Genomic DNA, 16,378 nt, shown 5'->3' with positions numbered 1-16,378 from the left:
AGCTCCAACCAGTAAGTACCCAGTACATTTCCTACCCCTCAGCGGGAAAAGTCGGCCGTCTCAAATGGTAGGTACGGCGTTGAGAACTCAAAATTGGTGGTTATAGTGAACACCCTTTTGAGGACAACAAACATGCTGTACCCAATCGCAATTTCAACCGGTGACGAGGACCATGCCTGGGGTGTGGAAGTCCCGGACATTCCCGATTGCTTCTCAGCTGGAGATGATCTGGACGACGCCATGGCCATGGCCCGCGAAGCGATCGAAGGCCACTTCGAGATCCTCGCAGAAGACGGTGCGCCCATTCCTACAGCGCAGAAAGTCACCCTCCATGCTGCCAACCCGCAATATGCCGGCTGCACTTGGGCTGTGGTGGATATTGATGTCACCAAGTACCTGGGCAAGGCACAGAAACTCAACATCACGTTGCCCGGCTACCTGCTGAACCGCATTGACGAATACGTCCTGCATCATCCGGAAGAAAAAAGCCGCTCGGGCTTTCTTGCGTCTGCTGCGCTCAAAGTGTTGCAACAAGACCGGTGACGGCACTTCAAGGAACCGTTCAATGCTCCCTCCCGCACAACACACTCCAAAACCCGTACTGCGCAAAGTACTGGGCTGGGTACTGATCGCGCCTCTGCTGCTCTCGTTTCTCAGCCTGCCCTTTCCGCTGGGACTCGTGTTGGTGCTGGCGTCCATCACGGCCTCCGTTTATGGCGCCCGGTTTGCCCAACTGCATGCCAGCCAACGTGTAACCGTATTTGCCGTGATCATCACGCTGCTCAACATCGCTTCATTTTTTGTCATCGGCACGGCATCGGTACTCAAGGCGCTGTACTGGTTCTCGTGGTTTTATTGGTATCCGTATTACGCCGATTGGGTTTACTGGAACTTCTGAGTCGTTCGCGAATTCGACCGCAAGAAACGTAGTTCCACCCTAGGCCGCCCTATCTACAGTGGAGCCATACACCCTCAAGGAGCCCGACCATGTCCTATGAATACAAATACATGCCCTCCCCCGTCGGCCAACTGACCCTCGTGGCCCGTGACGGAAAACTCACCGCCATCCTCTGGGAAAAAGAACGCCCCAACCGTGTTCGCCTGGGTGCCCTGCAAGAGGCCAATAACAGCCCGGTGCTGGAGGAAACCGAGCGGCAGTTGAAGGAGTATTTCGCCGGTACCCGCAACCGTTTCGAGCTGGAACTGGATTTCGCCGGCACCGACTTCCAAAAGAAAGTCTGGCAAGCGCTGCTGACCATCCCGTTCGGGGAAACCCGCAGCTACAGCCAGATCGCCGCGCAGATTGGTAGCCCCAAAGCCGTGCGTGCCGTCGGCGCAGCCAACGGGCGCAATCCGATTTCGATTGTCGCACCGTGCCATCGGGTGATTGGCGCCTCGGGCGGGCTGACCGGGTTCGCCGGCGGACTTGAGGCCAAACAGTATCTGCTGGAGCTTGAGGAACACGCCTGAAGCCCCGCAAAAATTGTATAACCTTGTTCAATCCCTCAATTGTAAAAAGAAATTTCAGCGCACGCCTGCGGTCAGTATTTTCATCACCCACCCTTTAAGGAAAACGGTCATGAAATTCTCCGCCATCTCACAATCCCTGTCCCGCTGGGCAGGCAGCGCCCGCACGTTCTACGCGGCGGTGGCGTTGATCCTCCTGTGGAGTTTGAGCGGGCCTTATTTCCACTACAACGACACGTGGCAGCTGATCATCAACACCTCCACCACCATCATCACCTTCCTGATGGTGTTCCTGATCCAGAACACGCAAAACCGCGACAACGACATTTTGCATATCAAGATCGACGAACTGCTGCGCGCCACCAAAGACGCGCAAAACGCGGTGCTAAGCCTTGATGGCCTTGATCGCAAGCAGCTTGAGAAGTTGCGCAAGGAATACAAGACCATGGGCGACAGCGAAGAAACCATCACCGTTACCACGCTGACGACTGAACGTGCACAGCCCAAGACCGACCTGAATCAGGCGTAAAAAAACGGCGGTTGGAGCTTATCCAACCGCCGTTTTTTATGAACGACTCAACGCAATCAACCGTCGCCCTGGTGCCCTTTACCGTAAGTCGAGGCCAGCGCCCGGGCTTTCTCCAGGCGCTCCTCCAACTTGGGCAGAGTCTCATCCACCAAGGCCTTTATTTCCGGGATGTCCGACTCGGCGCCTTCCTGCTTGAACAAGGCGATCGCGTCTTCATTGGCCTTGATCTGCTGGGCGGTGTAGGCGGCGTCAAACGAATCGCCGTCCTTGAGCTCGGGCATCAGCGATTCGGCCTTGTCGACGATCTTGTCCCGTGGGGCCACCGGCAAATCGAGCTTCTTGGCGATGGCCGCCAGGTGCTGATTGGCCAGGGTGCGCTCATTGATGACTTCGATGGTGTAGTCCTTGATCTCTTGGGACGAAGTCTTGGCGTGTGCCATGCGGCTGGTCTCGATATCGGCCATGCCCTTGGCCGAAGCCTGCTCGATGAAATCGGCAGGCGACTGGGCGAAAGCACTGCTGGCGCCGAGGCCCAGCAGCATCGCGAAACTGGCGGTGCGTAACCGGATAGCCATGCGGCTCATGATGGGTTCCTCCAGGTAATAAACAGGTGCAGGGAAACGACCCCCGCCCTGAATCTGAATTTTCAGGGCGGTAAAGGTTTAGAAAAAACTTGTTAGTGCGACGAACGGTCGTCATGCCCTGCTGCCAAACAGGCCCGGTAACAAACACGGTATTTATCAACCGCGCTCAGACAATACGCCCTGCACCTGCCCATTCAACCACTGCAACGCCGGGTCTCCCCCCCGCCGCGAATGCCATGCCAGCACAAACGCAAACGACGGGATATGAAACGGCGGCGGCACGGCCAATAGCCGTTCGTGATCAATATTGAGCAGCCCGCGAGACGACACGGTAAGCACCAGGTCCGTGCCCTGGATCAACTGCGGCGCGACACCCCAATGAGGCAAGCTGATAGCCACGTGTCGGCGCTCGCGAATCGCCGTCAGCGCCCGTTCGATTTCCGGTGTTCCGCTGCCACGCATTTCCAGTAACACGTGGGGCCGCGCCAGGTAGGTGGGCAGGTCAAGCACGCCGTTGTCAGGCAGACTGTCACGGTCCACCAGGCACACGTAATGCTCTTCAAATAACGGCGTGCTGCGCAGTTCGGCAGGCATGTCGGGAAACACCCCGGCTGCCAGATCAATGTCGCCATTCAGCACGCCATCCAGCATCCCTTCGCGACTGGCCTGGATAATCTGCAAATCAATCCCCGGCGCTTCCCGGCGCAAGGTGCGCACCAGCCCCGGCAAGAATATCGCTGCACTGTAGTCCGACATCGCCACCCGAAAGGTGCGTTTGGCCGAGGTCGGATCAAAGCGATTGGGTGCCAGCAACGCCTGCACCTGGGCCAACGCCTCCGCCAGCGGCATTGCCAGCTCCAGGGCGCGCGCAGTGGGCACCAACGAACTGCCCTGGCGTACCAGCAACGGATCACCGAGCAAATCCCGCAACCGCGCCAAGGCGTGGCTTACCGCCGGCTGGCTCAAGTGCAAACGCTCGGCGGCACGGGTGACGTGCTGCTCGCTCAGCAAGGCGTCGAGGATCACCAGCAGGTTAAGGTCAATGCGTCGAAGATCATTCATCAGCTGCATGTTCTGCATAAGAACTTGGAATTTAAATTTGCGCGACGAATAGCCTAGAGTCCAGCAAAACCTTTGGGAGATTGATCATGACAACGTTGCATTGGGTAGGTTTGTTGCTGTTGGCTGCGTTCGCCGGGGCAGTGGTGCCGTTTCAAAGCGCGATCAACGCCAACCTGGGACGCGGCCTGGGACATCCGTTGTGGGCCACCCTCGCCTCGCTGCTGGTGAGCATTATCGTGCTGCTGCCGGTGATCCTGGCCCTGCGCCTGCCGCTGCCCAGCCTTGGCTTTATCACCAAGGCACCGCTGTGGATGTGGAGCGGCGGTGCGTTCGGCGTGTGCTTTATCTCGCTGGCACTGATCCTGATGCCCAAGCTCGGTGCTTCAGGGTTTATCGCCCTGGCGATGGCCGGGCAGATCATCGCTTCGTTGATGCTGGATCACTTCGGCCTGTTCGGGCTGGTGGAACGCCAACTTACCGCGCCCCGGTTGATCGGGGCGTTGATGTTGATCGGTGGCGTGGCACTGATTCAGTTCAGCGCCACGCCCACCCGATCGCTGGTGACCGCCGGCTGATCAGCGCTTGTCGAGGGTGCGCAGTTTCTGCGGCAAGCCCCACAGCAACAGCGCCGCCGCCAGCAGCGCACACACGCCGATGACATACAGCGCCGGCGTGGTGCTGCCGGTCAGGTCCTTGATCCGGCCGACCATCACCGGGCTGACGATGCCGCCAAACTGGCCCAGGGTGTTGATCACCGCAATTCCGCCCGCCGCGCCCGCCCCGGCACCGGCCAACAGCTTCGGCGGCAAGGTCCAGAAGGTCGGGATCGAAGCGATGATGCCCGCGCCCAGCAAGCTCAAAGCGACGATCAGGAACGTGGTGTGATCGGCAAAGATCCCCGCACAAAAGAACCCCACCGCGCCCAGCGCCACCAGGCCGCTGACAAACTTGCGGCGCTCGCCGGTAGCGTCGGACAAACGCCCGATCACCACCATGCTGATGGCACCGCAGACATAGGGAATCGCCGTCAGCAGGCCGATCATCACCGGGCTCTGGGTGCCGGCGCTGCGGATCAGTTGCGGCGCCCAGAAGTTCAGGCCGTAGGACGCTACCTGGATCAGGAAGTAGATAAAGCCCAGCATCAGGAAACCGGGAATACGCAGTGCCGCGAGCAGCGAGCCACCGCTCTTGTGGGGTTCATGCACGGCAATGCGGCTGGCCAGTAACGTCTTCTCCGCCGAGGTCAACCAGTGGGCATCCTCGATGCGGTCCTTGAGCAACTTGAGCACCAGGAAACCCAGGCCAACGCAAGGCAAACCACCGAGCAAGAACAACCAATGCCAGCCGCGCATTTGCAGCACGCCATCGAGGTGTTCCAGCACCAGCCCGGAGAACGGCGCGCCCACCAGCCCGGCAAACGCCGACGCCAGGAACAGCATCGACGTGATGCGCCCACGGTAGTGCTGCGGGAACCACAACGTCAGGTAATACAACACGCCCGGGGCAAACCCCGCCTCCATCGCACCGATGATGAAACGCAGCACGTAGAACTGCCATTCGGCGGTGACGAACACCATGGCGGCCGTCGCCAGCCCCCACGACATCATGATGCGCGCGATCCAGCGGCGGGCGCCGACCTTGTACAGCATCATGTTGCTCGGCACTTCGAAGATCACATAGCCGACCACAAACAGCCCGGCGCCGAGGCCGTAGGCGGTGTCGCTCAAACTCAGGTCAGTCTGCAGTTGGAACTTGGCGAAGCTGATGTTGATACGGTCAAAAAATGCGAACAGGTAGCAGACCATGATCAGCGGCATCAGGCGCCAGGCGACCTTGCTGACCAGGGCTTTTTCGGCATCGTGCTCAGCGGCCGGGCGCACGCCGGCCTCCAACGTATTAAGGCTCATTGTTTCTCTCCAGCGGACTGCTCGCAGGCGTCCGATTGTTTTTGTTGTCTGGTGGCGGTTTACAAGGTGGCGATGTAGGCCGGTGGCGGATGCAGGTCGCAATTGCGCCCGGCCTTGGCCACCTGGCCCGGCAATTCATGGCCGAGCAAGGCCGGCAATTGCCGCGACATTTTCAGCAAGTGCGGCAGGTCGATGCCGGTGTGAATCCCGACTTCGTCGCATAGGTTGACCAGGTCTTCGGTGCAGATATTGCCCGACGCGCCCGGAGCAAACGGGCAGCCGCCGAGGCCGCCCAACGCCGCATCAAACCGTCGCGCTCCGGCCTCGTACGCGGCCAGCACATTGCACAAACCCAGGCCGCGGGTGTTGTGAAAATGCAGGGTCAGGTCGCTCGCCGGAATACGCTCAAGCACACGCGTGACCAGGCGCTCGACCTGACGCGGGTTGGCCATGCCGGTGGTGTCCGCCAGGCTGATGCCCTGGATGCCCAACTCGCGGTAGGCGTCGACCCATTGCAGCACACGGTCTTCATCAATCTTGCCCTCGAACGGGCAGCCGAAAGTGGTGGCGATGCTGCCGTTGAGGCGCACCGGATAGTCGGCAGCAAAACTCACGATGTCGCCGAACGCCGCCAACGAGGCCTCGCAGCGCATGCGCATATTCGCCAGGTTGTGGGTCTGGCTGGCGGACATCACCAGGTTCAACTCATCGGCCCGGGACTCGACGGCGCGCTGGGCGCCCTTGAGGTTGGGGATCAAGGCCACGTAGATAATCCCTGGATGACGGGTGATGCCCTGGAACACTTGCTCGCCATCGCGCAAGGCGGGAATGGCCTTGGGAGAAACAAACGAACCGGCTTCGATCCGGGAAAAACCCGCCAGGGACAGTTGGTCGATCAACGCGATCTTGTCGACCGTCTCGACCCAGGTCGGCTCGATTTGCAGGCCGTCCCGAGGCGAGACTTCCTGCACGATCAAGGCATCGGAATAGCTTTTCATTGCACCACTCCCGAGGTTTTCAGGCGTTGAATATCGGCCCCGCTCAAGCCCAGGTCGCCGAGGATTGCATCGGTGTGCTGGCCCAGGCTTGGACCCTGCCAGTTCACCGCGCCGGGGGTTTCCGACAGTTTGGGCACGATGCCGGGCATCTTCACCGTGAGGCCGCCGGGCAGGTCGGCGCTGAGCAACATATCGCGGGCCTGGTAGTGCGGGTCGGCGACGATATCGGCCACTGAATAGATACGCCCTGCCGGTACCTCGGCGGCTTCCAGGGCGCTGAGCACCTGGTCGATGGGCAGGCTGCTGGTCCAGTGGGTGATGGCGGCGTCGAGCAGGCCGCTCTTGGCGGCGCGGCCATCGTTGTGGGCAAACTCCGGCGCTTCGGCCAGGTCGGCACGGCCGATGGCGAGCATCAGGCGTTTGTATATCGGGTCGCTGTTGCCGGCGATCACCACATAGGCCCCGTCAGCGGTCAGGTAAGTATTCGAGGGTGCGATGCCGGGCAAGGCGCCGCCGCTGCGTTCGCGTACGTGGCCGAGCATGTCGTATTCCGGTACCAGGCTTTCCATCAGGTTGAACACGCTTTCGGCCAGGGACACGTCGACGATCTGACCGTCGCCCTGGCCGGTTTTGACCCGCAACAGCGACATCAGCGCGCCGATCACGCCGTGCAGCGAGGCCAGGGAATCACCAAGGCTGACGCCGACCCGCGCCGGTGGCGAGTCCGGGTTGCCGGTGGTGTAGCGAATCCCGCCCATGGCCTCGCCGATGGCGCCGAAGCCCGGGCGGTCGCGGTAGGGGCCGGTCTGGCCGTAGCCCGAGATACGCACCAACGTCAGCTTGGGATTGAGGGCGTGCAGCACGTCCCAGCCCAGGCCGAGTTTTTCCAGGCCGCCGGGACGCAGGTTTTCGATCAGCACGTCGGCGTCGCCCAGCAATTGTTTGACCAGGTCCAGGCCTTCTGCCGACTTGAGGTCCAGGGCCAGGGACTTCTTGTTACGCGATTGCAGGTACCACCACAGCGAGGTGCCTTCGTGCAGCTTTCGCCATTTGCGAAGCGGATCGCCCTGCCCCATGGCTTCGATCTTGATCACCTCGGCGCCAAACTCGGCCATCAGCCGGGCGGCGAAGGGCGCGGCAATCAGGGTGCCGATCTCGATCACCTTGATACCGCTCAGGGGAGCCGTCATGGGGTGTACCTCTTGTTCTTGGAATGTGGGCCAAGGCTAGAGGACACGGGCAGTAGAAATCCAACCGTCAGTTGGCAACGAGCGTTCGCGAAATGCGAAGGGTCGGGGATTTTGGGCGCTCTTTAAATCGCTATCGCGGGCAAGCCCGGCTCCCACAGGGGATCGATTTTTCCCCAAACAACTCGGTCAACTGTGGGAGCCGGGCTTGCCCGCGATGAGGCCTGCAGCGTTTCGCTCAGCCCTGCTCCCGCCGCAAGTAATCGAACAACAGCCGGCTGACCGGCGACAGCTGCGCTTCATCACGCACCACCAGGATCAGGCTGCGATCCGACCAGGCATCCGTCAGCGGCACCGCGTGCAAGCCCAGTGCCCGGCCAAACAACTCGTAGGCCTTTTGCGGCAGGATGCCGATGCCCATGTTGGCCTGGACCATCCGGCACATGGCATCAAAGCCCGGCACATGGATCCGCAGGCGCAGCACCTTGCCCGCCTCCCGCGCCGCCGCGTGGGTGCGCATGTTGATCGAACTGGCGGAATGCAGCCCCACGTAGTCGCTGTCCAGCGTCTCGGCGAACGCCAGGGTCTTGCGCGATGCCAACGGGTGATCCGCCGGCATCAGCACCACCAGCTTGTCCCGGCGATAGGTCACACCGGGCAGGCCTTTGGTATCGGTGTCGCTGGAACAAATGCCCAGGTCCGCCACCCCGTCAATCACACCCTGGACCACACCATTACTGGGCCGCTCTTCCAGGTCGGCTTTGACCTGTGGATGCAGCGCGGAAAAGTCGCGCAAATCTTCCGGCAGGAACTGAATGATTGCCGAGAGGTTCGCCAGCATCCGCACATAACCGCGCACGCCGTGGCTGTGTTCGCCCAGTTCCAGGCCCATCTTCTCGACGTTGAACAGCATCTGCCGCGCATGGTGCAGCAAGGTCTCACCCGCCGCCGTGAGCTGCATGCCCTTGGCCTGGCGCACAAACAGGCTCACGCCCAGCACCTGTTCCAGCTCCATCAACCGCTTGCTGGCGGCCGAGACCGCGATGGCTTCACGGGCGGCAGCGCGAGTCAGCGTGCCTTCCTCATGCACCGCCACAAACAACTGCAGCGTGATCAGATCAAGGCGGCGAACCAGGCTTTTGTGCAGCATCTAGGCGCGCTCGGTGGCCAGGCGATTGATCTCGGCCTGCTCCACCACCGGCAGAGGTGCGCCGTGCCGGACGGCCGAGAGCATCGCGCGGCCAACGGTTTCAGTGCTCACCACCCAGGCCGGCCGCACATGGCGCAGCAATGACAACAGCGGGCCGGTGACGGTGTAGAGGGATTGGTAGAGCGGGGTTTTCGAACGCACACCGTGCAACGGCTGGATCACCCCGGGACGGAACAGGTACACCGCCTTGAACGGCAGGCGCAGCAGGGCATTCTCGGTCTTGCCCTTGATTCGCGCCCACATGGTTTTGCCGGTTTCGCTGCTGTCGGTACCGGCGCCGGACACGTAGATGAAAGTCATCTGCGGGTTGAGCCGGGCCAGGGTGCTGGCGGCCACCAGGGTCAGGTCGTAGGTCAAATGGGTGTACTTGACTTCGTCCAAGCCCACCGAGGAAACGCCCAGGCAAAAGAAGCAGGCATCGAAGCCTTGCAGCAGATGCTCCAGGGGCTGGAAATCGAACATATCGGCATGCAGCACCTGATGCAGCTTGCCGTGTTCCTGGACCAGTGCGGTACGGCCGACGGCGACCACTTCCTGCACGTCACCGGCCAGCAGGCACTCGCGCAATACGCCCTGGCCGACCATGCCGGTGGCGCCGAATAATAGAACTCTCATAAGGTTGGTTCCTAAGCGACAAGCGGTTAGCTTCAAGCTGCCAGGTAGAGACAAACACACTAGCAGCTTGTAGCTTGCGGCTTGCAGCTTACTGCTCAACAGGATCTTTTGCCCCTTGAAAAGCACCACCACCCTCGCCATCGCCTGCAGCGCGGCCTTTCTGTCCCAGGTTGGCATCAGCAGCTATTTACCTGCCGTACCGGCGATTGCCCACGCGTTGCCAGCCGCCGAGGATCAGGTGGCACTGGCCCTGGCGGTGTATTTGATCGGCATGGCGTTGCCGATGCTGCTCTGGGGCAGCCTCGGTGAGCGCCTGGGCAGAAAGCCGGTGTTGCTGGCGGCGTTGGCGTTGTATGCACTGGCCAGTGCGGCGATTCCGGCCGCCTACAGCCTCGAATCGTTCCTCGGCCTGCGGCTGGTTCAAGGCCTCGGCGCGGGCGGTGTGTCGGTGATGGCGCGGGTGCTGGTTCGCGACAGTTTCAGCGGTGCGCTGTTGGCTAAAGGGTTGTCGTGGCTGGGCATGACGTTCGTGATCGCCTTGGGCATCGGGCAGTTTGTGGGCTCGCTGTTGCAAGTGGCGTTTGGCTGGGAAGCGATCTTTTATGGGCTGTCGATGGCGGCTGTCGGCTTGATGATTGCGCTGCAACGGGTGGTATTTCCGAGATTGGAAAAAGCCTCTGAACACGTCTCGGCCTGGCGCATCTACGGCACGATCCTGCGCCATCCGGCGTTCCTGCGGCCTGCGTTGGCGGGCGGTTTGGGTTATGGGGTGATCATCGCGTTCAACACCTGCGCACCGTTGATTTTGCAGGGCCATTTTCAGTGGAGCGCCACGCAATATGGCTGGCTCGGCTGGCCGATCAGCGGGGCGTATCTGGCGGGGGCGTTGATGGTCAATCGCCTGGTCGCCCGCACTGGGCGCCTGTCGATGATGAGTTGGGGCGTGGCGTTGGTGATGTGCGGCAGCGCGACGATGTTGCTGGGCAGCCTGTTTGCCAACGGGCTGGCGATCCTGCTGTGGCTGCCGTATTGCCTGGCGGTGTTCGGGCAGTCGATGAGTTATCCCATCAGCCTGTCGCTGGCCAATGATGAATCACCGGTGAGCGGCTCCTACGCCATGGCCTTGAGCGGTTTCATGCATCAGTTGATGGCGGCGGCGATCGGCGGCGTGGCCAGCCTGTTGGCGAGTCAGCAGGCCTGGCCGCTGGCGGTGTTATGCGTGGTGCTGGCGGGCGGCGCACTGCTGTGCGTCGCCCTGTCCAGGGCTGATCAGAACGCGCTGCGGAAGATCTCTTCAATCTGACGCTGATCCGCGCGCCGTGGGTTAGTCAGGCCGCAAGCGTCCTTCAGGGCGTTGGACGCCAGCAGCGGGATGTCCTGCAACTTGGCGCCCAGCTCCCGCAACCCGGCAGGAATTTCCACGTCCTGGGACAGGCTGCGAATCGCCGCGATGGCCGCCTGGGCGCCCTCTTCCACCGACGTCCCTTTGATTTCTGCGCCAAGGGCCCGTGCCACATGGCTCAGGCGTTCGGCGCTGACGCTGGCGTTGAAGCTTTGCACATGGGGCAACAGCACCGCATTGCACACGCCGTGGGGCAAGTCATAGAGCCCGCCCAACTGGTGCGCCATGGCGTGCACAAACCCTAGGGACGCGTTGTTGAAGGCCATGCCGGCAAGGAACTGCGCATACGCCATGTTCTCCCGGGCGGCCATGTCTTGGCCGTCGCGCACCGCAATCCGCAGGTTGGCGCTGATCAGTTCGATGGCCTTGATCGCGCAGGCGTCGGTGATCGGGTTGGCAGCCGTGGACACGTAGGCTTCGATTGCGTGGGTGAGTGCGTCCATGCCGGTGGCGGCGGTCAGGCCCTTGGGCATGCCGACCATCAGCGCGGGGTCGTTGACCGACAGCAGCGGCGTGACGTTGCGGTCGACGATGGCCATTTTCACGTGGCGGGTTTCGTCGGTGATGATGCAGAAGCGGGTCATTTCGCTGGCAGTGCCGGCGGTGGTGTTGATGGCCACCAGCGGCAGTTGCGGTTTGGCCGACTGGTCGACGCCTTCGTAGTCGCCGATGTGCCCGCCGTTGGTCGCACACAGGGCAATGCCCTTGGCGCAGTCATGGGGTGAGCCGCCGCCCAGGGACACCACGAAATCACAGGCACTCTGTTGCAGCAGCGCCAGGCCTTTTTCGACGTTCTCGACGTTCGGGTTGGGCTTGGCGCCGTCGTAGATCACCGAGTCGATGTCCTGCATCGCGAGCTTCTCGGCGATCATGCTGGCGACACCTGCCTTGGCCATCCCGGCGTCAGTGACGATCAGCGCCTTGCGAAAACCGTAGTTGCGAATCGCATTCATGGCTTCGTCGAGGCAGTCGATGCCCATGATGTTGACGGATGGAATGAAGAAGGTGCTGCTCATGGTGGCAAATCCTCGAAAGTCGTTATGCCTACAGCATCGACCTCGATTGCCTGCGGCATCTTGACCAGGATCAACGCCCGCTCGTGATAAAGTCACCGCCCAGCCGATTTTGAGTAGACCCGCCGCAATGAAGGATTCCCAGGATTTTGACGCCCACCTTGAAGACTGGAACGCCTTGCGCAGCAGTACCGCCTTCAGCGGGATCCTGATCGGCAACGGCGCCAGCCGCGCAGTGTGGGAAGACTTTGCCTACGACTCACTGTTCGAAAACGCCCGCACCGTGGAAGAAAAACCCCTGAGCCCGTCGGAACTCAGTGTGTTTGACGCGATGCAGACCCGCAGTTTCGAACAGGTGCTGGGCGCGCTGAAAACCACCAGCCGGGTCAACAAGGCCTTGGCGGTCAGCTCGGCGGCACCGCGTAATCGCTACTACGCGATCAAGGAAGCGCTGATCAACACGATCCACAGCGTGCATATTCCTTGGCGCCTGGTGAAGCCTTCGACGCTGGCGACGATTCATCAGGAGTTGGCGAGTTATCCGACGGTATTCACCAGCAATTACGACCTGCTCAACTACTGGGCGATCCTGCAGGCGCCGGGTATCGACGACCTGTTTCGCAGTGCGGATGCGAGCTTTGACCTGCGTAATACCGCCACCGACAGCACGCGCATTTTGTATTTGCATGGTGGTTTGCACTTGGTGCGTAACCTTGACGGTACGGCGCGTAAATTGCCGACCACTGACAGCACGTTGCTTAGCAGTTTTGCGATCAACAATACGATCAAGACGCTGGATGATGTGCCGTTGTTTGTCAGCGAGGGGAAGGTTGAGGAGAAGTTGAAGACCATTCGCAGTTCTGACTATTTGTCGTTTTGCTATGAGCAGTTGTTGAGTCATGAGGGCGCGCTTTGCATTTTCGGGCATCACCTCGGCGCGCAGGATGTGCATCTGGTGCAGGCGATTCGGCAGGCGAAGATCACGATGTTGGCGATTTCGGTGTTTGGGCGCAGTGCGGGGTTTATTCAGCAGCAGAAGCGGCGTTTTGCGGAGTTGTTTGAGGGGGTGGATGTGGAGTTGCGTTTTTTTGATGCGCGTAGTCATGCGCTGGGGGATTCGGGGTTTTCGGTGCCAGTGGAGCGGTGATGGTAGGTGGGGTGAGGTGTACATATCCGTTGCTGCGGTAACGGCCACTTATGGTTCCGCTCTTACAGCGGGTCACTTTTGGCAAACGCCCCAAAAGTAACCAAAAGGTCTTTGCCCCACCACTCGGTGCCTCGCCTAGGCTCGGCATGCCCGCACTCCGGCACGGCTCCGCGGGCCGCCGCGACGGGCCATCCATGGCCCGGCGCGGCTAAATCGGCTTCCCTGCCGATTTACCCGCTCCACCGTGCCTACTTGCGGCCATCGTGGTTAACGGGGCCCGCAGATCAAGATCAAAAGCAGATCTGCTTTTCTGTGGGAGCGGGCTTGCTCGCGAAAAACCTGAGAGCGCCGCGTTCATCCAGAATGCCCGCGTCATCGTTAACGACCTTCGCGAGCAAGCCCGCTCCCACATTTTTTGGACCGTGCCCGCTTTAGATTTTGATTTGGCTTTTGCTCTTCAACACTCAAGCCGGCCGGGAGGCCGCTGTGCTTTTGCTTTTGATCTTGATTTTGATCTTAGGCGCCCCGTTAAACCACGCTGGCCGAACGCAGGCTTTGGAGCGTGGGTAACCTGGCAGGACGCCAGGTTAGCCGTCCTGGGCCAAGGATGGCCCATGACGGCGGCCCACGGTCCAAAGCCGGAGTGAGGGCACACCGAGCCCAGGCGAGGTGCCGAGTGGTGGGGCAAGAGCCTTTTGGTTACTTTTGGGCTCCTTTCAAAAGTGACCCGCTGTAAGAGCGGAACCAATATCAAAATTCACCCAAAAAACGGATATGCCCCCACCCCCAGCATCACTCGTCCCCGCTATGCACCACCACCAAAAGCTGCGCCTGAACCTCCCCCACCGACCGAATCCGATGGGGCTTCTGCGCATTGAAATGCAACGCATCCCCCCGATTCAACACCACCCGCTCACTCATGAAGTCCACCTCAACCTGGCCCTCATGCACAAACAAAAACTCCTCCCCCAAATGCTCCTTGAAGGTCTTGTCGGTGAACTCCGCCGGCGGGTAAATGATAAACGGCAACAAACTGCGCTCACTGACCTGATGCGCCAGCACCGCATACCCTGGTGACGCATCGGTGCCCGACAACGCCTGCCGTTCGTGACTACGCACCAGGCTGTAACTGTCGAGACTGACGTTGTCTTCACTGAACAGCTCTTCAACCTTCACGTTCAACGCCTTGGCCAACTTCAGCGCCGCAGCAATCGAAGGCGTATTCAGCCCGCGCTCGACTTTCGACAGGTAACTCTTGGTCATCCCGGATTTTTCCGCGAGCGACTCCAAGGTCACGCCAAGTTTTTTTCTCAGTATTTTCAAACGGATAGACATGTGCAGCGGTTAATCCATTAAAGAGGCGATGATGAATGCTTGCCAATGACACTTTGTGTCATATAGTCTCTTTAGTGTCATTTGCGACGAACAAGGACACTGATATGGCCAAGACATTAGCACTCCCGAAAGACCAACTGGTCAAGCAAGCGCTGAGCCAGATGCAAAACACCCTGGCGGATAATACGTGGACCGACCGGCAAAAGCTGGCGTTGACCTGCCGGATCCTGTTCGAAAACGGCCACGACTCCGGCCTCGCCGGGCAGATCACCGCCCGTGGCCCGGCACCTGGCACTTATTACACCCAACAACTCGGCCTGGGTTTCGATGAAATCACCGCAAGCAACCTGCTGCTGGTCAATGAAGACCTGGAGGTGCTGGAAGGCCATGGCATGCCCAACCCGGCCAACCGTTTCCACAGCTGGGTGTACCGCGGTCGCCCTGATGTGAACTGCATCATCCACACTCATCCGACTCATATCGCTGCATTGTCGATGCTTGAAGTGCCGCTGCAGGTATCGCACATGGACCTCTGCCCTTTGTACGAAGACTGCGCGTTCCTAGAAGCCTGGCCCGGCGTGCCGGTGGGCAACGAAGAGGGCGAAATCATCACCGCCGCCCTGGGGGATAAGCGCGCGATTCTGCTTTCTCACCACGGCCAACTGTCCACCGGGGCGAGCATCGAGGAAGCCTGTGTGATCGCACAGTTGATCGAACGTGCCGCCAAGTTGCAGCTGCTGGCGATGGCCGCTGGCACGATCAAGCCGATCCTGCCGGAACTGGGCCGCGAAGCCCATGACTGGATTTCCAAGCCCAAGCGCCATGGCGCCGCGTTCAACTACTACGCTCGGCAGAACCTGCGTCAACACGCCGATTGCCTGAACTGAAACCCTTTTTCGACCGGAGACTTTTCCATGTCCAGCCCTTCTATTCACGGCATTATCGGCTACACCATTACCCCGTTCAGCGCGGACGGCCAGCGCATTGACCTGGACGCCCTGGGGCTTTCAATCGACCGCCTGATCGACAGCGGCGTGCACGCTATCGCCCCGCTGGGCAGCACCGGTGAAGGCGCCTACCTCAGCGATGCAGAGTGGGATGAAGTCGCCGCTTACAGCCTCCAGAAAGTGGGCAAACGCGTGCCGACCATCGTCAGCGTCTCCGACCTGACCACCGCCAAGGCCGTGCGTCGCGCGCAGTTTGCCGAAGCCCACGGTGCCGACGTGGTGATGGTGTTGCCGGCCTCGTATTGGAAACTCAGCGAGGCGGAAATCCTCGCTCACTATGCGGCTATCGGCGACAGCATCGGTGTGCCGATCATGCTCTACAACAACCCGGCCACCAGTGGCACCGACATGTCGGTGGACTTGATCCTGCGCATCGTTAACAGCGTCGACAACGTGACCATGGTCAAGGAAAGCACCGGGGATATTCAGCGCATGCACCAGTTGCATCGGCGCAGCGAGGGCCAAGTGCCGTTCTACAACGGCTGCAATCCGCTGGCACTGGAGGCGTTTGCCGCAGGGGCGAAGGGATGGTGCACGGCGGCACCGAACCTGATTGCGCAGCTCAACCTGGATTTGTATGAAGCCGTGTTGGCCAATGACTTGGAGAAAGCGCGGGAGCTGTTCTATCGGCAGTTGCCGCTGCTGGACTTCATCCTCAAAGGCGGCTTGCCGGCGACGATCAAGGCCGGTTTGCGGCTGACGGGGCTGGAGTCGGGTGACCCACGGTTGCCGGTGTTCCCGTTGGGTGAGGCTGGCCGTGTTCAGCTGCAAGCGCTACTGACCCTGTTGCGCTGAAACGCAATCCAAATGTGGGAGCGGGCTTGCTCGCGAAAGCGGTGGGTCAGGCAATTAATATGTCGACTGATTCACCGCCTTCGCGAGCAAGCCCGCTCCCACATTTGGTCCGCATCCCTG

At 60.7% G+C, this 16,378-nt stretch carries 18 protein-coding genes; 9 read left to right on the top strand and 9 right to left on the bottom strand.

Features of this window, described 5'->3' with window-relative positions:
* The first annotated feature begins 132 nt into the window (after positions 1-132).
* The 4 genes from ACUN0G_RS05860 to ACUN0G_RS05845 all read left to right on the top strand — a co-directional run bounded on the left by ACUN0G_RS05860 (position 133) and on the right by ACUN0G_RS05845 (position 1,996).
* Positions 133-543 (top strand): type II toxin-antitoxin system HicB family antitoxin, encoded by a 411-nt coding sequence (locus ACUN0G_RS05860; RefSeq protein WP_445572885.1) that lies wholly within the window; start codon positions 133-135, stop codon positions 541-543.
* A gap of 22 nt (positions 544-565) precedes the next feature.
* Positions 566-898, top strand: coding sequence for a hypothetical protein (locus ACUN0G_RS05855; RefSeq protein ID WP_421553036.1), 333 nt, complete (start codon positions 566-568; stop codon positions 896-898).
* A gap of 89 nt (positions 899-987) precedes the next feature.
* The gene (locus tag ACUN0G_RS05850) at positions 988-1,470 is read left to right on the top strand and encodes a methylated-DNA--[protein]-cysteine S-methyltransferase (protein WP_258344117.1); all 483 of its coding nucleotides are present in this window, start codon (positions 988-990) and stop codon (positions 1,468-1,470) included.
* A 109-nt stretch (positions 1,471-1,579) separates the two neighbouring features.
* Positions 1,580-1,996 carry a low affinity iron permease family protein gene (locus tag ACUN0G_RS05845; RefSeq protein ID WP_258344116.1) on the top strand — a complete coding sequence of 139 codons (417 nt, stop codon included), beginning with the start codon at positions 1,580-1,582 and terminating at the stop codon, positions 1,994-1,996.
* A 56-nt stretch (positions 1,997-2,052) separates the two neighbouring features.
* Here ACUN0G_RS05845 and ACUN0G_RS05840 read toward each other — a convergent pair whose 3' ends face one another.
* Positions 2,053-2,580 (bottom strand): DUF4142 domain-containing protein, encoded by a 528-nt coding sequence (locus tag ACUN0G_RS05840; RefSeq protein ID WP_258344115.1) that lies wholly within the window; start codon positions 2,578-2,580, stop codon positions 2,053-2,055.
* Positions 2,581-2,736: 156 nt separating this feature from the next.
* Positions 2,737-3,651: a LysR family transcriptional regulator gene (locus tag ACUN0G_RS05835; protein WP_421524690.1), complete on the bottom strand. Its 915-nt coding sequence runs from the start codon at positions 3,649-3,651 to the stop codon at positions 2,737-2,739.
* 77 nt (positions 3,652-3,728) lie between these two features.
* On the opposite strand from ACUN0G_RS05835, the gene ACUN0G_RS05830 reads away from it, so the two are divergent.
* Positions 3,729-4,217 (top strand): DMT family transporter, encoded by a 489-nt coding sequence (locus ACUN0G_RS05830; protein WP_445572884.1) that lies wholly within the window; start codon positions 3,729-3,731, stop codon positions 4,215-4,217.
* Here the strand turns inward: ACUN0G_RS05830 and ACUN0G_RS05825 are convergent, their stop codons facing one another.
* From ACUN0G_RS05825 to ACUN0G_RS05805, 5 genes are all read right to left on the bottom strand, one after another.
* Positions 4,218-5,549 (bottom strand): MFS transporter, encoded by a 1,332-nt coding sequence (locus tag ACUN0G_RS05825; RefSeq protein ID WP_177008903.1) that lies wholly within the window; start codon positions 5,547-5,549, stop codon positions 4,218-4,220.
* A 59-nt stretch (positions 5,550-5,608) separates the two neighbouring features.
* Positions 5,609-6,547: a hydroxymethylglutaryl-CoA lyase gene (locus tag ACUN0G_RS05820; RefSeq protein ID WP_445572883.1), complete on the bottom strand. Its 939-nt coding sequence runs from the start codon at positions 6,545-6,547 to the stop codon at positions 5,609-5,611.
* Positions 6,544-7,737 carry a CaiB/BaiF CoA transferase family protein gene (locus ACUN0G_RS05815; protein ID WP_201141194.1) on the bottom strand — a complete coding sequence of 398 codons (1,194 nt, stop codon included), beginning with the start codon at positions 7,735-7,737 and terminating at the stop codon, positions 6,544-6,546. The genes ACUN0G_RS05820 and ACUN0G_RS05815 overlap by 4 nt, the downstream gene beginning before the upstream one ends.
* A 235-nt stretch (positions 7,738-7,972) precedes the next feature.
* A complete protein-coding gene (locus ACUN0G_RS05810) occupies positions 7,973-8,884 on the bottom strand; it encodes a LysR substrate-binding domain-containing protein (RefSeq protein ID WP_093200838.1) in 912 nt (303 codons plus the stop codon).
* Positions 8,885-9,559: an NAD-dependent epimerase/dehydratase family protein gene (locus ACUN0G_RS05805; protein ID WP_445572882.1), complete on the bottom strand. Its 675-nt coding sequence runs from the start codon at positions 9,557-9,559 to the stop codon at positions 8,885-8,887.
* A 115-nt stretch (positions 9,560-9,674) separates the two neighbouring features.
* Here ACUN0G_RS05805 and ACUN0G_RS05800 point away from each other — a divergent pair, with 115 nt between their 5' ends.
* On the top strand, positions 9,675-10,862 hold the full coding sequence (locus ACUN0G_RS05800; RefSeq protein ID WP_445572881.1) for an MFS transporter: 1,188 nt from the start codon (positions 9,675-9,677) through the stop codon (positions 10,860-10,862).
* On the opposite strand, the gene yiaY is transcribed toward ACUN0G_RS05800, so the two are convergent.
* Positions 10,829-11,977 (bottom strand): L-threonine dehydrogenase, encoded by a 1,149-nt coding sequence (yiaY, locus tag ACUN0G_RS05795; RefSeq protein WP_258344103.1) that lies wholly within the window; start codon positions 11,975-11,977, stop codon positions 10,829-10,831. The two genes, ACUN0G_RS05800 and yiaY, sit on opposite strands and share 34 nt — an antisense overlap.
* 127 nt (positions 11,978-12,104) lie before the next feature.
* Here yiaY and ACUN0G_RS05790 point away from each other — a divergent pair, with 127 nt between their 5' ends.
* Positions 12,105-13,121: a DUF4917 family protein gene (locus tag ACUN0G_RS05790; RefSeq protein ID WP_258344102.1), complete on the top strand. Its 1,017-nt coding sequence runs from the start codon at positions 12,105-12,107 to the stop codon at positions 13,119-13,121.
* A gap of 792 nt (positions 13,122-13,913) precedes the next feature.
* On the opposite strand, the gene ACUN0G_RS05785 is transcribed toward ACUN0G_RS05790, so the two are convergent.
* The gene (locus ACUN0G_RS05785) at positions 13,914-14,456 is read right to left on the bottom strand and encodes a helix-turn-helix domain-containing protein (RefSeq protein ID WP_445572880.1); all 543 of its coding nucleotides are present in this window, start codon (positions 14,454-14,456) and stop codon (positions 13,914-13,916) included.
* A gap of 104 nt (positions 14,457-14,560) precedes the next feature.
* Between ACUN0G_RS05785 and ACUN0G_RS05780 the strand changes: the two genes are divergently transcribed.
* Both ACUN0G_RS05780 and ACUN0G_RS05775 read left to right on the top strand, forming a co-directional pair.
* Positions 14,561-15,343, top strand: coding sequence for an aldolase (locus ACUN0G_RS05780; protein ID WP_258344099.1), 783 nt, complete (start codon positions 14,561-14,563; stop codon positions 15,341-15,343).
* 27 nt (positions 15,344-15,370) lie between these two features.
* Positions 15,371-16,258, top strand: coding sequence for a dihydrodipicolinate synthase family protein (locus tag ACUN0G_RS05775; protein WP_258344098.1), 888 nt, complete (start codon positions 15,371-15,373; stop codon positions 16,256-16,258).
* Positions 16,259-16,378 lie beyond the last annotated feature (120 nt).

The sequence above is a fragment of the Pseudomonas sp. 32A genome, assembly GCF_052682255.1.
The sequence above is the reverse complement of the archived record's forward strand: the minus strand, read 5'-3'. Positions and strand labels throughout refer to the sequence as shown.

Excerpts from the sequence above, each read along its gene's own strand:
- ACUN0G_RS05860 (WP_445572885.1), top strand. The coding sequence starts at position 133 with ATGCTGTACCCAATCGCAATTTCAACCGGTGACGAGGACCATGCCTGG.
- ACUN0G_RS05855 (WP_421553036.1), top strand. The coding sequence starts at position 566 with ATGCTCCCTCCCGCACAACACACTCCAAAACCCGTACTGCGCAAAGTA.
- ACUN0G_RS05850 (WP_258344117.1), top strand. The coding sequence starts at position 988 with ATGTCCTATGAATACAAATACATGCCCTCCCCCGTCGGCCAACTGACC.
- ACUN0G_RS05845 (WP_258344116.1), top strand. The coding sequence starts at position 1,580 with ATGAAATTCTCCGCCATCTCACAATCCCTGTCCCGCTGGGCAGGCAGC.
- ACUN0G_RS05840 (WP_258344115.1), bottom strand. The coding sequence starts at position 2,580 with ATGAGCCGCATGGCTATCCGGTTACGCACCGCCAGTTTCGCGATGCTG.
- ACUN0G_RS05835 (WP_421524690.1), bottom strand. The coding sequence starts at position 3,651 with ATGCAGCTGATGAATGATCTTCGACGCATTGACCTTAACCTGCTGGTG.
- ACUN0G_RS05830 (WP_445572884.1), top strand. The coding sequence starts at position 3,729 with ATGACAACGTTGCATTGGGTAGGTTTGTTGCTGTTGGCTGCGTTCGCC.
- ACUN0G_RS05825 (WP_177008903.1), bottom strand. The coding sequence starts at position 5,549 with ATGAGCCTTAATACGTTGGAGGCCGGCGTGCGCCCGGCCGCTGAGCAC.
- ACUN0G_RS05820 (WP_445572883.1), bottom strand. The coding sequence starts at position 6,547 with ATGAAAAGCTATTCCGATGCCTTGATCGTGCAGGAAGTCTCGCCTCGG.
- ACUN0G_RS05815 (WP_201141194.1), bottom strand. The coding sequence starts at position 7,737 with ATGACGGCTCCCCTGAGCGGTATCAAGGTGATCGAGATCGGCACCCTG.
- ACUN0G_RS05810 (WP_093200838.1), bottom strand. The coding sequence starts at position 8,884 with ATGCTGCACAAAAGCCTGGTTCGCCGCCTTGATCTGATCACGCTGCAG.
- ACUN0G_RS05805 (WP_445572882.1), bottom strand. The coding sequence starts at position 9,559 with ATGAGAGTTCTATTATTCGGCGCCACCGGCATGGTCGGCCAGGGCGTA.
- yiaY (WP_258344103.1), bottom strand. The coding sequence starts at position 11,977 with ATGAGCAGCACCTTCTTCATTCCATCCGTCAACATCATGGGCATCGAC.
- ACUN0G_RS05790 (WP_258344102.1), top strand. The coding sequence starts at position 12,105 with ATGAAGGATTCCCAGGATTTTGACGCCCACCTTGAAGACTGGAACGCC.
- ACUN0G_RS05785 (WP_445572880.1), bottom strand. The coding sequence starts at position 14,456 with ATGTCTATCCGTTTGAAAATACTGAGAAAAAAACTTGGCGTGACCTTG.
- ACUN0G_RS05780 (WP_258344099.1), top strand. The coding sequence starts at position 14,561 with ATGGCCAAGACATTAGCACTCCCGAAAGACCAACTGGTCAAGCAAGCG.
- ACUN0G_RS05775 (WP_258344098.1), top strand. The coding sequence starts at position 15,371 with ATGTCCAGCCCTTCTATTCACGGCATTATCGGCTACACCATTACCCCG.